We start from the raw sequence: 16,074 nt of genomic DNA, 5'->3' as shown, positions 1-16,074 counted from the left end.
GATAGAAAGGAAGTAGGAATATGGGTAAAAGAAATGAAGAGCTTCATCTAGGAGCATTTATTTATTATAGCGGACATCATCATGCAGGCTGGCGTCATCCCGGCTCCGCTGTTGAAAAGATGTTCGATATTAATTTTTATAAACAATTGGCGTTAACAGCGGAACGTGGAAAATTTGATATGATGTTTTTAGCTGACTTGCTATATGTACATACACAGCAAGTAGAAAAGTCGGCATCTGGTATGTTAGATCCACTTACTTTATTGTCAGCCCTTTCAACTGTAACAGAAAAACTTGGGCTGACAGCTACTGTATCGACTACCTATAATGTTCCTTACGATGTTGCTAGAAAGTTTGCCTCATTAGATATGATAAGCAGCGGCAGGGCAGGATGGAATATCGTAACATCCCAGCTTGATATTGAAGCATATAACTATGGGAAGAAAGGGCATCCGGAACATAGTCTTCGTTATGAAATGGCGAGGGAATTTGTTGAAGTGGTAACTCGTCTATGGGATAGCTGGGAGGATGATGCACTTATTTTAGATCGCGAAGCAGGAAGATTTGCTGATCCATCGAAGGTAAAGCAAGTCGATTATAAAGGGAAGTGGCATTCAACAAAGGGACCTTTAAATGTACCGCGTCCGCCTCAAGGTTATCCTGTTCTTATTCAAGCTGGCTCTTCAGAAGCTGGACAAAATTTTGCAGCACAATACGGAGAAGTAATTTTTACAGCACAGCAGTCATTACTGGAAGCTAAAGCTTTTTATGAAAATGTTAAATCAAAGCTCAATCAATATGGAAGAAATACTAATAGCTTAAAAATTATGCCGGGGTTATCCCCAGTTATTGCTGCTACAGAAGAAGAGGCTTGGCGAAAACATAAAGAATTACAAGAGTTGATTCTTCCAGAAGTAGCAGTAGCCGTTATTTCCGGCTTTCTCAATTATGATTTATCAAAGTATCCAATTGATGGACCTCTTCCTGAAAATATTCCAGATCCAGTTGCAGCTTCAAATGGAATGAAAAGCCGAGTAAAATTATTTATGGATATGGCATATAAAGAGAAATTGTCTATTTTAGAATTAGGCAGGAAAATACTTGGTGCTCGGGGACATCTACAGTTTGTCGGTACATATGAACAGCTCGTTGATTTCATGGAGCAGTGGTTTAATGAATATGCATGTGACGGCTTTAATATTATGCCGCCGATCCTGCCGGCAGGATTAGAGGAATTCGTTGATCATGTTATTCCATTATTACAAAAACGAGGACTGTTTAGAAAGGAATATGAAGGTATTACATTAAGAGAACATCTTGGACTTGAAAGACCAGCCAATGGGCATTTCCTTAGAAATGAACATCTCGGAAAAATAACTCATTTTTAAAGTGGATTCATATGGAAGAGAGCTTACATTCAAAGTAAATGAATGTAAGCTCTTTTTAATATATTATTCTTCTTCAGAGAAAGATTTTACTTTTGTTCTTGTAACACTGCGACGTCCATCAACGCTTACAGGTACATCTCCGTCAATTGTAATTCTTCTAACTACTCTATGTGCATCACCATAGTCATTTATTGCATAATGTTGTGTTGCTCGGTTATCCCAAATAGCGACATCACCAGCGTTCCAATGCCAACGAACGGTATTTTCCAATTGTGTAACATAGTTTTGCAATACAGAGAATAAATGAGTTGAATCAAAAGAAGAAAGACCAACAAACTGTTTTACAAAATGACCAAGCAGAAGATTGCGTTCTCCTGTTTCAGGATGTACGTGAACGACAGGGTGTTCTGTTTCGTACACAGTCGATGTAAATACTTTACGAGACTCGGCTTCTTGTTCAGTAGAGACATTATCACGTTTTTTTGCATAGTCAAAATCATTTGTATGAACAGCCCATAGTTTGTCAGCAAGATTTCGTAATTCTTCAGGGAGGCTGTTATAAGCGGCAGCAGTATTTGCCCAAACTGTATCACCGCCTGCTTCAGGTATGACAACAGCCCGTAAAATGGAAGCTTGCGGATAGGCATCAACGAAAGTAACATCTGTATGCCATGAGTTGGCACGGCCGCCATGATTGGAATCAAGTTCTAATAAATAGTTTGAGCCATCTTTTATGGGAACAGTTGGGTGGGCAACAGGTTTACCAAGCAGCTTTGCAAAAGCTTCTTGTTCTTTATCGTCCAGATGCTGCTGATTGCGAAAGAAAACTACTTTGTATTTTAAAATAGCATCACGAATAGATTGAACGGTTGATTCATCTAAGTTTGCAGTTAATTTAATACCAGATATCTCTGCTCCAATACGTCCAGCTAACTTTTTAATAACAATATCTGCTTTAGTCTCAACTTGTTTCACTTCACTCATTTATGTTTCCTCCCTGTTTTAGCCTATCTTTTGCAGGCATATTATTTCAACCGATAAAATAAAAAGGAGGCCAGAGTATAAGTACTCGGGCCTCCAGATGACTGGTTAGCTATGTAATAAACTAAACATATCGGTTTAGTCATATATTAAACCCTCTTGAAAGGGATGTCAACTATAAATTGAATATTCAGATTATTTTACAATTGGTAATTTTAAAATATATCCTCTACTATTTAAAAGAATGATAGTTAACAAGTCGTACTAACTTATTTTATCTTAAATAGTACGATAGAAAGACCTGTATTGGCTATTCAGCAAGATGGTTAATAAAATTTAGAAAAATGTCATATCAAAAACACTTCTTTTGATAGTCGAAAGAAGTGTTTTTAGGGGAGTATACTTTAAAGTTATTCTATTAATTATTTATCATCATCATTATTTTTACTGCGGGATTTTCCGCCTTTTTCGCCAATCTCTTCATAGAATTCTCTATCATGATTTTCGGAAGTAGCTTCCCCGCCTTTTCTTCCGATCTCTTGATAGAATTCCTTATCATGATTTTCAGCGGTAGCTTCTCCGCCTTTTTTGCCGATCTCCTGATAGAAATCCTTGTCATGGTTTTCAGCGGTAGCTTCCCCACCTTTTTTGCCGATTTCCTGGTAGAATTCCTTATCATGATTTTCAGCGGTAGTTTCTCCGCCTTTTTTGCCGATTTCTTGATAGAAATCCTTGTCATGCTTTTTGGAAGTAGCTTCTCCACCTTTACGTCCTGCTTCTTCTCTAGACATTTTATCTCTGTTTGCCATAATTCATCGCTCCTTTTAGAAAGTTTTAAATTATGTTGCTGCTTACAGTCTTATATATTGCCTTTATAAATCTATTAGAAACCTTTATTTGAGAATTTTTCCTTTTGTAAACAAATTGTAATATTGCTTTTTGTTAATAATGAAGGGATATTACCTTATTATTCTTCCTTATTGAAATGTAATAATAATGGGATTTAAGAAGAGAAAAAAGAATTTCATATACTTTTTGAAAAACATCTAGTGCTTTAAATGAATTTTATAGTATAAAAGATATTTTTATTTTAAGAATATGAAAATTATATAGATGAAACTTCTCTAGCGGAGGATTTTTTTATCCTGTGCTTTGTTTTATGGAATAGTTTATGGGTATTACATGTCTATATCAGTATTTCTAAGGAGGAGAATTAAAAATGTTTTATCATGTGAAAGAATTACAATTTGAAGCAAAACCAGATCGTCCAGATGCTTTAATGGCAAAGAAATTACAGGAACTAATAGGTGGTCAATACGGTGAAATGAGTGTAGCGATGCAATATCTTTTCCAGGGCTGGAGTGTTAGAGGAAATGATAAATATAAAGATTTACTTCTGGATATTGGTACTGAAGAGATTGGACATATTGAAATGCTAGCAACTATGGTTGCGAGACTATTAGATGATTGTCCAATTGAGGAACAGGAAGCAGCAGTAAAGGACCCTGCTATTGGAGCAATTATGTCAGGAATGAATCCTCAGCATGCGATTGTATCAGGATTAGGGGCAAGACCTTCTGATAGTGTTGGGAATCCTTGGATGGGAAGTTATATTATTTCAAGTGGTAATTTACTAGCAGATTTCCGTGCGAATTTAAATGCAGAATCTCAAGGAAGGTTACAGGCTGTAAGGCTTTTTGAAATGACGGATGATCGAGGTGTGAAAGACCTTCTTTCTGTATTAATTGCAAGAGATGCTTATCATCAAAACCAATGGGCAGCAGCTATTGCCGAATTAGAAGAAAAAGAAGGATTACTTGTACCAAGTACATTCCCTAGAGAAAAAGAACGTATGGATATTGCTTATGATTTCTATAACTTTTCTGAAGGAGAAGCGAGCAAGACAGGCCGCTGGGCAAGTGGACCTTCTTTAGATGGAGAAGGAAAATATAGATATATAAAGCAGCCAATGCCAGAGGCAGGGATACCTGTTTTAAAACCGGCACCTTTAAAAACACATAATACATTGCCATCTGTTTCCCTTGGTGAAGAATAAAGATAGAAAAACGAATTGAACGTTTTAAAAAAAGCTCCTGAACAGTTAGCTGAAATTTTTGTAAGATTTTAAAAAAGTATATGTAATATTAAAGTTTACATGATCATCTGTTTTATTCGTTTCTATTTGAAAAGCCTTATGAAAATCTGTAATTTTAGGCAAGTTTACTATAATAAATTATTGAAAATAAAAAAGACTATCCTTATTTTAAAGGGATAGTCTTTTATTCTGTATAATCGTATGCTTTCATGAAAGCGTCTGAGATATTAAAGCTTGGAGGATTAGTTACTTTACGAGGCTGCTTTTTTCCACCAGTTTTCACTTTATTGTATATATTTACAAAAGCTTCCGGGATGAAAAAATCTGTTGGAATTAAGAGGTTTTCTGCTACTGTATTTGCATTTAAAGTTCTAGCCATTTTATCTTTCTCCTTTTTGTTTTTTTGTATGGAATGTACCTTTATTATTAAACATTCGACGTATTTTGACAAAGTCGCCATTCGGTCATGAAAACGAAAACAAGTGAAATGAAAGCCGTTGTCATCATCAATTTTCTTAATAATTCTTAAAAATTCACTGTTTTTCATACCAAATTGAATAAAGCATGGATTTTATCTCATTAAGGGAATGAGTTGATTTTAACAGAAATGGTAAAACCTTCTTTATTAAATGGAAGTGATATATAATAATGAAAAGTTGATGGTATTTTTATTATAAAAATGGAGGAGAAAATGAAACTGAACCCTGTTGTTCTTATGATTGTTATAGCATCGGCTGTTTTTATCGGTCTCAATATAAATAGTGAACGATTAGGAATAGCATTTGAAAGAAACGAGGAAAAAGCCCCGGTTTTAAGTCCGGAATATTTGGTGGACTATCTTTCAAAGAATGGCTTTTATATTTTGCCGGTTTCTAAAAAAGAAAAATACGATATTTATAGAGGAGAGAAGTCTCTTCACGATTCTAATATAGTCGTACAAGTGGAGATACATTTATGAAAGAGTAAGTGAGAAGGCACTCGTTGTAAAAGCAGATATTGATGCCAGCCGTTATAAAAATTATGGAAATCAGAAAGAAGTAGAGAATTTAGTGAATCAAGTAGCCGGTACTTATTTTGTTCAATTAGCTAGAATTCCCTATGACGGCTTAGAACCAGAGGCAGCGGGGAAATGGGTGTATTCCAATTTATTAACCTCGTATAGTGATGATTTAAAGGAAAAGACCGGTACGAAGATTGGGGAAGCTGTTATTAGTATGTCTGGTAATAGATTACATAGAACGTTAGAGATCAGTTTGTAGATTATAAAGTGAAACTTCCATCGGTAAGGGGGGCTTATCCCGGATGATGCGATTTACACATATATAGTATGGATTCTATTATTCGGACCTTTATGGACAGTTGAGCTCCCGCTTCACTTCTTTACATTTTAGAAGTTTGAAGCGGGAGCCTTACTACCCGTTATGGCTCTGATAAAATATTACACTGCTAGTAGGGAGATTAAAATGGAGATTAAAAGAATAACTAAAGAAGAAGCATGGAAACTGAGACATGAAGTAATGTGGCCACATAAAGATTTAGAATATATCAAAATAAAAGATGACGATTCTGGCATTCATCTTGGATTATTTAAAGAAAATATACTTATTTCTATCATTTCGCTTTTTATTGATAATGAAGAATGTCAATTTAGAAAGTTTGCGACTATTCAAAAGGAGCAGGGAAAAGGATATGGAAGCAAGCTGCTGGATTATGCGCTTAAGGAAATGAAAGATAGAGGTGTGAAAAAGATTTGGTGCAATGCGAGGAAGGATAAGACCGGTTTTTATAAAAAGTTTGGATTGAAAGAATCTGAGCATACGTTTGAGAAAGGGGGAATTTCCTACATTATAATGGAAGAGTATGTAGGTTAATATACAATTATTCATTATGACAGGGAAAGGAGTGCCTATATGCAGTTAACGATTAAAGCTATTGATGAAAATGTCCAAGCAATCTCTTATTTACTTGCGAAAAATCCGAATAATATTTATGAAAGAAATCATAAAGGACATTTAGTTCGTCTTTTCTATAGCACGTTCACAGATACAGAGTTGGAAGTGACTATTTTTGTTACACCAGATCCTCTAGAGTTAATTAAAAATAATGCAAATATGTATGATATTACTCATTATATTAATGACAGGGAATTCGCTGTCAGCAGTATTTTTTGTTCTTTGATCAGATCTGCGCTTGGTACAGCCTTAAATGGACAGCCTAAAGAGGAGTTTTTGAAATGGGTGGATCATTCTTTTTCGTTTGAATTTAGTTTTGGACCGGTAGTTACAAATTTATCTGATGACCAGATTAAAGATCTTTTTGAACCATTAGGTTATGAAATAAATATTACTTACGGAGAAACTGATTATTCATTTCATTTGAAATCAAAAAGCAGTGCGAAATATATTGCTTTAAAGGGTAAAAATACATTGCAAAATGCTTTGAGACAGATCTTTATATTAATTCCAGTATTAGATAATTATAAGCATTATTTTATTGATGAAAAAGAAGTAGAGAAATTAGAAAGATACGGAGAAGGCTGGCTGGAAAAGCATCCACAAAAAGATTTTATCATGCGACAGTCTCTCCGTTTTAAGGAATTATATAAATTTATAGAACATGACAAAAAGAATAAGAAAGAATTTAAACAAGAAGAGACAAAAGTTCGTTTAAACGATCTCCGTTATGAAAAGATTATTAATATGGTACAAGGACAAAAGAATAAGGAGAAAATTGTTGATTTTGGTTCAGGTGAAGGAAAGCTCTCCCTTCGATTAGGATTTGTTGACGGAGTAAAGGAAATACTGGCTGTTGAACCTTCTGAAACAGCGACAATACGAGCGGTAGAACGTTTTAATAAGGTGGAAAATCAAGAGCGATTTATTACACCGACGCCAATATGGGGATCTTTATTTTATTATGATGAAAGATTGAAAAATAAAGATATTATGATTTTATGTGAGGTTATCGAACACATTGATGAGTACCGTCTGCCGAAAATAATGGAGACAATCTTTCGTGAATATGAGCCAAAATTATTAATTATTACAACTCCAAATAAGGAATATAACGAATTATATAATATGGACGAGCACTTCCGTCATGAAGACCATCGTTTTGAATGGACAAGAGAGCAATTTCAAGAGTGGTGTTTGGAAAGAGCTAGTGAATATCCATATGAATTAATATTTGATGGAATTGGAGAAAAAGATAAAATTTATGGTTTTCCAACTCAAATATGTATGTTTATAAGAAAGGAGGATTAATGATGGAAATCATTTTACCTCATTCGGGTATTGTATTACTCGTTGGACCATCGAATAGCGGTAAAACAACGATGTTGAGTAATTTAGTTGAAAAAGGACAGATTCTGCGATCGGAAATTGTAAGTTCTGATGAATTCCGTATTTTAGTAAGTAATGTCGATTTTATTGATTGGCGTGAGAGACCGAAAGATGAAGTGGACAGCTTATATGATCAGTATGAAAGTATTTCTAATGAAGCATTTACAATGATGGACTCTATGATTGAAGCGAGATGCAAGCTAAATAAACTTACGTTTGTTGATGCAACGCATCTTAAAGAAGAAGAGAGGAAAAAATATATTTCTATAGCAAGAAAGCATCATGTTCCAATTATAACGGTTATTTTAAATATTTCTCAGGAAACATTGCTGGAAAGAGATGAACAGAGGGATAACCCGCGAGGAAAGCGGAGAATTAAACAGCAATATCAGCTTTTTAAAAGAGAAATTCGTTATATAAAAAAGGAAGGCTACACTGCAGCATATGTGATCGGTGAGAAAGAAAGTGTCGAGTTTATTAGACGCAGCAATCAGATTGAAATTGATATTAACGATGGTATCGATATTATTGGTGATATTCATGGCTGCTATGATGAAATGATTATTCTTTTAGAAAAGCTGGGCTATATAAAAAATGAAGCCGGTCTTTATATTCATCCAGAAGGAAGAATATTTGTTTCACTCGGTGATGTAATGAGTCGAGGACCGAAATCTCTTAAAACAATGCAGTTTTTCTTAAAACATTTTGAACATAATCTTACTTATATGATTGACAGTAACCATGGGTGGAAAATCGCCAGATGGCTTGATGGAAAAAATGTAACGCTAGGCCATGGAGATGAAAAAGTAGCTGAAGAATTTAAACAATATGAAGAAAAATTCGGTGCGGAGAAAACAGCAGAAGTAAAGAGGAAATTAAAAGAATTCCTTGTAAAAGCTCCGTCTCATTATGTATTTAAGAAAAATGGTGTTCCCTTATTAGTTTGTGCCCATGCGGGAATAAAGGATAAATATATTGGGAAACAATCACGCAGAATTAGTGATTTTTGCAGATATGGTGATACTGATGGGATTGATGAACGGGGCAAGCCAATAAGGAAAGACTGGTTTATTAATCATAAAACGAGTGCGCTTATCGTATGGGGACATGATCCGAAACCGCAGCCTCTAGTAATTAATAATACAATTAATATTGATCAAGGTGCTGTTTTTGGTGGGCAGCTGACTGCTTTTCGTTATCCTGAAAAAGAATTTATTTCTGTTAAAGCGAAAGAGAATTATTCAGGGGTCGACGATAATCCTTTACAGGAGTGGGAGAGAAACCGTTTAAATCCACCTAATATCGGTAAATTTATAAACGGCTATTCGGTATTAACAGAACAACTGGGTGAAATAAATATCCATCAGGATTTTGTAAAACCGGCAGTTGATACGGTTTCACATTTTACGATTCCGCTTGATCAGTTAATTTATATTCCACCAACGATGAGTCCAGCTCCAGTAACTTCTGCATTAGATCATTATCTCGAACATCCGAGAGAAGTGATTGAATATTATCGAAGCAACGGAATAGAGACAATGGTTGCTGAAAAGAAACATATGGGAAGCCGGGCAATCCTATTTTTATTTAAAGATAAGACAGTGGCAAAGAAATATACCGGAATAGAAACTTTAGGTGTTATTTATACGAGGACTGGGAGACGGTTTTTTAATATCTCCACGGAAGAAAAACTAGTGAAAGAGATTAATAAAGATTTGCATGCAAGTAATTATTTTGAGAAATACAATACAGAATATTTATTGCTTGATGCGGAAATTATGCCTTGGAATTTGAAAGCGAAAGAGCTAATTCGTAATCAATATGCCCATGTTGCTGAAAATGCGCTTTTAGACCGGATGAAATTAAAAGAAAAGATGGAAAGAGCAGTTAAGAAGAATGAAGAATTAAAGAATTGGCTCACGGAGTATGAGCATAAACTGGAAAATGCCAAGGTCTTCAAAGATGTCTTTCAGAAATATTGCTGGGAAATTGAAAGTACAAATGATATACAAATTGCGCCTTTTCATTTATTAGCTCATAGCAATATGGCATTTTTTGATCGTTCGCATATATGGCATATGGAGAAAAATAGAGAATTTTCAAAGTGCTCTCCTCTGTTTGTTGAGACCGATTATAAAGTGATTTCTGATGAGGCGAGTGAAGAAGAAGTAATCAAATGGTGGGAGGAAATGACAAGCGCGGGACATGAGGGAATTGTCATTAAACCTGAGACCTTTGTCGCTAAAAATAAAGGGAAGCTTCTCCAACCTGCCATTAAGGTGAGAGGGCGTAAATATTTAAATATTATTTATGGAATGGATTACTTAATTCCTGAAAATTTAAATAGATTAAAAAAACGGAATACAAATAAAAAACAAAAAATGGCGTTAAGAGAATTTGCATTAGGTGTTGAAGGGATCCAGCGTTTTGTGAATGGAGAATCAATTGAGAGAGTTCATGAATGTGTTCTCGCTACGCTAGCAATGGAATGTGACCGTGTAGATCCAAGATTATGATAGATGAAATATCCTCCTGAAATCAGCTTATTAGAGATTTATCAGATACTTTCTTTCTTAATTGTATGAGGGAAGTAGCAGAAATGAATATTATTATAGTATATTTAATAGGGACAAATACCGAATAAATTGATATAAAAATAAATGGTATGTATGGATGAACTTTATGAAGTTAATCTTTTTTGAAGTATCGTTTCAGGAGGATCAAAAATGAATTCATTATCTATGAAGCAAATAATGGCTGTCGGTCTTATGTTATTTGCTCTCTTCTTTGGTGCAGGGAATATGATTTTCCCGCCATTACTTGGACAAGATGCAGGAACAAATACTGTAACTGCCATTATCGGTTTTTTAATAACCGGAATTGGTTTACCGCTTCTAGGAGTTTTAGCTGTTGCTAAAACAGGTGATGTGCAAACAATGGCAAGCCGGGTTCATCCGGTTTATGGAGTTATATTTACAGTAGCTCTTTATTTAGTCATTGGACCATTTTTTGCGATTCCTCGTACAGGCACTGTTTCTTATGAAATTGGTGTTCTTCCTTTTTTATCGGAATCAGCGTCTCAAAGCCAATTGCCATTAGTCATCTTTGCTATTGTTTTCTTTGCAGTAACTGCATGGCTGGCAATGAATCCATCTAAATTAGTAGATCGAATTGGAAAGATTTTAACACCGGCTTTATTAATTATTTTAAGTGTGCTAGTCGTTAAAAGTCTGCTGACACCTTTAGGAAAACCACAATCTCCTGCTGTTGTGTATAAAGATGGCCCTTTTTTTAAAGGTTTTGTTGATGGATATTTAACAATGGATACACTTGCTGCTCTTGTATTTGGGATTATTGTTATTAGTTCAATCAAAGAGCTTAATATTACAAATGAAAAAATGGTAACAAAGATTTGTATTCAAGCTGGTATTATCGCCGCTGCAGGACTTGCTATTGTATATATTGCACTTGCCTTTATTGGTGCTACTAGTCCAGGGGCCATTGGTATACAGGAGAACGGAGGAGCGATTCTTTCAGGCGCAGCTAAGCATTTATTTGGACCATTTGGGTCTATTATTCTTGCCTTAACTATCTTTTTTGCCTGTTTAACAACTTCTGTGGGCCTAGTCTCATCATGTGCAAAATATTTTTCGCAGCTGATTCCAGCTTTCTCGTATAAAATGGTCGTTATTATTTTTTCTGCTTTTAGTACAGTTATTGCGAATGTCGGTTTAACCCAGCTTATTGCATTTTCTGTGCCAGTATTAATTTTTCTTTATCCATTAGCGATTGTGTTAATATTGTTATCATTTTTTCACAAAGTGTTTAATGGATACTCCTTAGTTTATATAGGAGCATTAATTCCAACAGGCCTCATTAGTCTTGTTGATGGATTAAAAGAAGCTAAATTAAATGTTTCGACATTAGTCGATACATTAAGTTTCTTACCGTTGTTTGCAGAAGGAATTGGCTGGATTACACCAGCCATTGCAGGTGCTGTAGTAGGGTATTTCATCGCTTTGATTACTGTTGGACATACAAAACAATAATAACTATTTTCGATAAGCATTTAAAAAAGCGTCTGATAAATTGAAATCAGCTGAAATGCTGTCTTTATTTACAGTCGGTGGTTGCTTTTGAATTCTTGAAAGAGCGTTTGGAATAAAATACACAGAACCCATTAAATTTTTATTTCTCATCTTGTATAACCTCCTTAGGATATAGGGGAATCACTATTCAACATGATTGACAGACAAGTGTTTATTTAAACGCTTGTTTTTTTATATTTGAAGATGTTAAGGAGACATAATGAAGGGAGTCAGCTTTTTAATGAAATTTAAATTCTTCCCATTAAGCCTGTTCTAAATTTACTCTTCCTTTATATGAATAGTAGTAACTGATCATATAAAGTGAGGCGATTTTATGTCTTATACAGGTGTGACTGTTGAAATAAAAAATGGACTTGCAATGATTAAATTAAATAATCCGGGACGTGCAAATGCTCTAAGCAAATTTCTCGTTGCTGATTTAGCTTCTGCACTTGCAAAATTAAAAAAACGTGATGGCCTTCACTCTGTTATTTTCACTGGTGGGGAGAGCAAAGCATTTTGTTCAGGAGCTGATTTGAAAGAAAGATTGGAAATGGATGAGACTGAAATTATTGAATTTGTTAGTTTATTAAGAAGAGTATTAGCTGATATAGAGGAATTACCAATGCCTACAATTGCAGCGATAAAAGGTTTAGCTTTAGGTGGAGGATGTGAACTGGCCCTGGCCTGTGATATACGTATCATAGAAGAAAATGCTCTCATTGGTTTACCAGAAGTATCATGGGGGATCATACCCGGAGCTGGTGGTACACAAAGACTTACTGAACTTATCGGTGCTGGAAAAGCGAAGAAAATGATTTTTACAGCTGCAAAGCTTACAGGGAGTGAAGCATATGAAATCGGCCTCGCTGAATATATTGTTTCCAGAGGACAGTCAGAGGAAAAAGCGTTGGAAATAGCGAAGGAAATAAGTTGTAATTCTAGGAATTCTATTGAGTTAGCGAAAAAAGCGATCAATTTCTTTAATAAAGACCGATTAGTACAAGGATTAGAGGAAGAGTGGAATTGTTATAAAGAAACGATTAATCATTCTGACAGGCTGGAGGGGCTCGCATCATTTAATGAGAAACGTAAGCCTAAGTACTTTTAAAGTATTTTTAAAATAAGGGGTCAGCTCTCTCAATTATACTTTTTAAATAATGTATAAAATTAGAGAGAACTGACTTTTGCTTTTATAGAGGTTTTAATCTAATGGTCTTCTTTTACTCTCCATATAAAGAGCATCCAGTTCATTAACCGAAAGACCTGTTGCTTTTTTAAATCCTTGATTGAAGTCATTTGCTTGTGCTGTATACCGGATAATTTTTGGAATAATATCTTCACCATACTGTTCTACAAGATAGTTAATAGCAAAGTAGCTCTGTGCATATATATCATAGGCGCCGGTTCTATATGTTTCCCATTGTTCATGACTTGCTAATTTCTTAAGCGGTACTTGCTCAAAACTGTAATAAGGATAAGTTAATCCTTTCATTCCAACATATTCAGAAACACCTTCATGGAACCATAATGGAATACGGTATACGTATAAATTATTCGCTTTAATATATGTTTGGAGACGGTAATGAGTATATTCATGCATGATAGTGCTGTGAAAATAAGCATATGCTGCGTCCCATCTTGTTAAAATTCTTTTATAATCCTTAACAGCAATGCCGATCACTGCATTTGTATCATCGTAATATCCTAATGTGTCAACTAATGATGTGTAAGTTTTTAAATCTTCTTTTGAGTTATGTAAAATTAAATTAATTTCCCGGTCCTCATTCTTTTCAAATAGTCTATCATTAATTCTTTTTGCTTCAGTGAGAGAACTTTCTATGATTGGAAGCAGTTCACTTTCTTCCTTTTGATGGTAAACAGTCATATTTAATATTTTTTCAGTCTCTTTATACTGTTTTATTTTCTCATAATTTGGTGAGCGATAGTTATCTGCAGCTAAAGGGACAGAAAATAATTCAATTTTATCTTGAAATGTCATACTCTTTCCGAACTTTGTCATAATAATCATATTGATAGAGAACAACATAATAATTAAAAAAGAGAGAGCAGCACTTGTAATAATTAAGAAAACAGAACCGGTCATTCCCTTAAATAATAAAAAATTAAATTTTTTATTATTTTGAATGAGTTTATAAGTGCTCAGACTAAATATAAATATTAAGAGAATAATTAATAAAATACTTAAAATAAAATTCCAAGTGAAATTAGCAAATAAAAATAAACTAGTAAATAGAGCAGAACAGATTATGAATTGGGAAAGGGAGTTAAATACATTCCAAAAAAGTTTAGAGTATTTATTCAAGTTGTGCTTCACCACCCTGTTATAATGGCGTTAGTATTCTTAATCAATATAATTTCTTCAAGACATAGGTTTTTCCTGTTAAATATTCATAAAGAAAGTGAAAGAATGTTAACAATTGATTAAGGAATAATGAATAAAAGTCTCTCAACTTTAAAGTTGACTGTAAAAAAGATTAGCAAAATGAGCAAATATGAAAGCCAATGGAAAGCTTATAATGACAGACCATCCTTTAATAAGGCCTTTTTCTTCACTGATTCGAAGAGCTTCTTTATAACCATATAGGAAATGGAAGAGTGAAAGAGAGAGAGTGAGCAGCATTAGTAATATTGATATTATCATTTGCTATCCTCCGTATATTTAATAGTCTACTACTACTATTTGATGCAAATAGGCGAGTTATTATGATAAAGAGTCTTAAAAATTTAAAAGTCATAGAAGGATTTTTAACATTGAGGAAAAATTATGAATGAAAAAGAGGATGGATCAAAAGCTATTATACTAGCTGACTCACCCTCTTTATTATTTATATTTTACGAAGTACCAATCTTGGAGCAGTTAATACTATTAAAGAAGTTACAACTGCACCTACAATAAATGTTGGAATCATATAGCTTGAGTTATAACCAATTGAAAAAGCCCATACAGGTGTATTTTTTGGCGCGTAATGTGCGAAGAAGTATACTCCTGATAAAACATGTGCGGAAAGGCGAAGCAAACAACCGATAAAAGTTCCTAAAGTAATATAAAGGATAACTGCATTTTTCTTTTTGTTATTTAAGCCGTCCCTGACTTGCTTTGCAAAAATCCCAGCCATTCCAACGAGGGAAAAAGCTAAGAAATAATCAATAAATCCTTGGAGCGGATAAGTAACTACAGACTTTCCTATCGTTACTTGGAGTAATCCAAGCAGCAATCCTGATAAGAGTCCTCCTTTTAACCCCCAGCGGAATGAAAGGATAAATATAGGGATCATAGCTAAAGAAATATTTCCGCCTTGAGGCCAAAAATTACCGATGATGCCTGACACTAAGTCTAATAAAAAAGCTAGTGCACTAAGCATAGCAACTTCTATTATAAATAATAGACGTTTTCTGCTTTCCATTAATACTCCTCCTCCTATTATTTAACTTTAGAAACTGATAGTAATACAAAAAGGCAATACGGGGATAATTAAGATGGTTTCCACGCATTGCCTTTATAAACGTTTAGAAAATAAATCCATCCACATCCCTACGCAAGTACTAACTACCAGGTTCAAAGGGTTAGAACATTGTTCACTCTCAGCTTTAATAAGCTCCCCTCGTGGTTAAATAATTTATGTATTAGATTTTAAGAATAACTATACATCATTCAGACAATATCCGACAATAAAATTTTATCCCAGCTTTAAAGGGCAGTAATACTCTCCTTTCAAAATTCCAGCAATTCGAGGAAGTGAAGTGGGAGATCCAACTGCCTCTAAAGGTCCGATGGGTTCAACTAACTATCAGTGGGGATGAGGAAAACCCCAGCTGATAGAAGTTTTACTTTATAAAGTTCCTATCTTAATGGGATATAGGGATCATGCTTATACTATGAAATAAAAATCAAACAAATTATTTTGAATAATACAGTATTAATTTTAAAAAAATTATAAAAGTACTTGTTATATATTTTTTAGTATGTTATATTTTTAAAAGTCTTCTGACAAAACATCTTAACAACAAATTGACTCTGTTTGATTTAAGTTTTGAAAATAAAAAACTTTTGAAAAATAATTGACAATTTAAAAACAGGATGTTAATATGAAAAAGTCGCTTCTGAAGCGTACTGATCTTTGAAAACTAAACAAAACCAAGCGTGCCAACGTTGATTT

16 protein-coding genes and 1 riboswitch are annotated in these 16,074 nt (G+C 34.2%); of the genes, 9 read left to right on the top strand and 7 right to left on the bottom strand.

Annotation, left to right across the window (positions count from 1 at the left end):
* Positions 1-20 precede the first annotated feature (20 nt).
* Entirely contained in the window at positions 21-1,388 is a 1,368-nt protein-coding gene (locus BFA01S_RS11735; protein WP_066230318.1) for an LLM class flavin-dependent oxidoreductase, read from the top strand.
* Between the two features lie 63 nt (positions 1,389-1,451).
* Here the strand turns inward: BFA01S_RS11735 and BFA01S_RS11730 are convergent, their stop codons facing one another.
* Positions 1,452-2,372, bottom strand: a complete 921-nt coding sequence (locus BFA01S_RS11730) for a TauD/TfdA dioxygenase family protein (RefSeq protein ID WP_066230315.1) — start codon at positions 2,370-2,372, stop codon at positions 1,452-1,454.
* A gap of 419 nt (positions 2,373-2,791) precedes the next feature.
* Complete coding sequence (gsiB, locus tag BFA01S_RS11725) at positions 2,792-3,178, bottom strand: glucose starvation-inducible protein GsiB (RefSeq protein WP_066230312.1); 387 nt, start codon at positions 3,176-3,178, stop codon at positions 2,792-2,794.
* Between the two features lie 410 nt (positions 3,179-3,588).
* On the opposite strand from gsiB, the gene BFA01S_RS11720 reads away from it, so the two are divergent.
* Complete coding sequence (locus BFA01S_RS11720) at positions 3,589-4,425, top strand: manganese catalase (RefSeq protein WP_066230309.1); 837 nt, start codon at positions 3,589-3,591, stop codon at positions 4,423-4,425.
* Positions 4,426-4,648: 223 nt separating this feature from the next.
* On the opposite strand, the gene BFA01S_RS11715 is transcribed toward BFA01S_RS11720, so the two are convergent.
* Positions 4,649-4,843 (bottom strand): hypothetical protein, encoded by a 195-nt coding sequence (locus BFA01S_RS11715; RefSeq protein WP_066230306.1) that lies wholly within the window; start codon positions 4,841-4,843, stop codon positions 4,649-4,651.
* Positions 4,844-5,143: 300 nt separating this feature from the next.
* On the opposite strand from BFA01S_RS11715, the gene BFA01S_RS11710 reads away from it, so the two are divergent.
* The 6 genes from BFA01S_RS11710 (at position 5,144) to brnQ (ending at position 11,854) form a co-directional block, all read left to right on the top strand.
* A complete protein-coding gene (locus BFA01S_RS11710) occupies positions 5,144-5,422 on the top strand; it encodes a hypothetical protein (protein ID WP_169800478.1) in 279 nt (92 codons plus the stop codon).
* A 91-nt stretch (positions 5,423-5,513) separates the two neighbouring features.
* Positions 5,514-5,723: a hypothetical protein gene (locus BFA01S_RS11705; RefSeq protein WP_066230299.1), complete on the top strand. Its 210-nt coding sequence runs from the start codon at positions 5,514-5,516 to the stop codon at positions 5,721-5,723.
* A 204-nt stretch (positions 5,724-5,927) separates the two neighbouring features.
* Positions 5,928-6,335 (top strand): GNAT family N-acetyltransferase, encoded by a 408-nt coding sequence (locus BFA01S_RS11700; RefSeq protein ID WP_066230295.1) that lies wholly within the window; start codon positions 5,928-5,930, stop codon positions 6,333-6,335.
* 39 nt (positions 6,336-6,374) lie between these two features.
* Positions 6,375-7,727 carry a 3' terminal RNA ribose 2'-O-methyltransferase Hen1 gene (locus BFA01S_RS11695; RefSeq protein WP_066230291.1) on the top strand — a complete coding sequence of 451 codons (1,353 nt, stop codon included), beginning with the start codon at positions 6,375-6,377 and terminating at the stop codon, positions 7,725-7,727.
* A 2-nt stretch (positions 7,728-7,729) separates the two neighbouring features.
* On the top strand, positions 7,730-10,321 hold the full coding sequence (locus BFA01S_RS11690; protein WP_066230288.1) for a polynucleotide kinase-phosphatase: 2,592 nt from the start codon (positions 7,730-7,732) through the stop codon (positions 10,319-10,321).
* A 210-nt stretch (positions 10,322-10,531) separates the two neighbouring features.
* On the top strand, positions 10,532-11,854 hold the full coding sequence (brnQ, locus tag BFA01S_RS11685) for a branched-chain amino acid transport system II carrier protein (RefSeq protein ID WP_066230285.1): 1,323 nt from the start codon (positions 10,532-10,534) through the stop codon (positions 11,852-11,854).
* Positions 11,855-11,857: 3 nt separating this feature from the next.
* On the opposite strand, the gene BFA01S_RS22425 is transcribed toward brnQ, so the two are convergent.
* Positions 11,858-12,004 (bottom strand): hypothetical protein, encoded by a 147-nt coding sequence (locus BFA01S_RS22425; protein ID WP_156483626.1) that lies wholly within the window; start codon positions 12,002-12,004, stop codon positions 11,858-11,860.
* Between the two features lie 223 nt (positions 12,005-12,227).
* Here BFA01S_RS22425 and BFA01S_RS11680 point away from each other — a divergent pair, with 223 nt between their 5' ends.
* A complete protein-coding gene (locus BFA01S_RS11680; RefSeq protein WP_066230281.1) occupies positions 12,228-13,004 on the top strand; it encodes an enoyl-CoA hydratase-related protein in 777 nt (258 codons plus the stop codon).
* Positions 13,005-13,097: 93 nt separating this feature from the next.
* Here the strand turns inward: BFA01S_RS11680 and BFA01S_RS11675 are convergent, their stop codons facing one another.
* The 3 genes from BFA01S_RS11675 to thiT all read right to left on the bottom strand — a co-directional run bounded on the left by BFA01S_RS11675 (position 13,098) and on the right by thiT (position 15,321).
* Entirely contained in the window at positions 13,098-14,000 is a 903-nt protein-coding gene (locus tag BFA01S_RS11675; RefSeq protein ID WP_156483623.1) for a peptidase MA family metallohydrolase, read from the bottom strand.
* A gap of 369 nt (positions 14,001-14,369) precedes the next feature.
* A complete protein-coding gene (locus BFA01S_RS11670) occupies positions 14,370-14,558 on the bottom strand; it encodes a hypothetical protein (RefSeq protein WP_066230276.1) in 189 nt (62 codons plus the stop codon).
* Between the two features lie 184 nt (positions 14,559-14,742).
* Positions 14,743-15,321, bottom strand: a complete 579-nt coding sequence (gene thiT, locus BFA01S_RS11665) for an energy-coupled thiamine transporter ThiT (protein ID WP_066230272.1) — start codon at positions 15,319-15,321, stop codon at positions 14,743-14,745.
* Positions 15,322-15,429: 108 nt separating this feature from the next.
* A riboswitch (TPP riboswitch) is annotated at positions 15,430-15,530 on the bottom strand.
* Between the last annotated feature and the right edge of the window lie 544 nt (positions 15,531-16,074).

The sequence above is a fragment of the Metabacillus fastidiosus NBRC 101226 genome, from assembly GCF_001591625.1.
In the GTDB taxonomy this organism is placed as follows: domain Bacteria; phylum Bacillota; class Bacilli; order Bacillales; family Bacillaceae; genus Metabacillus; species Metabacillus fastidiosus.
Note: the sequence above shows the minus strand (reverse complement) of the source record. Positions and strands in the feature narration are given on the sequence as shown.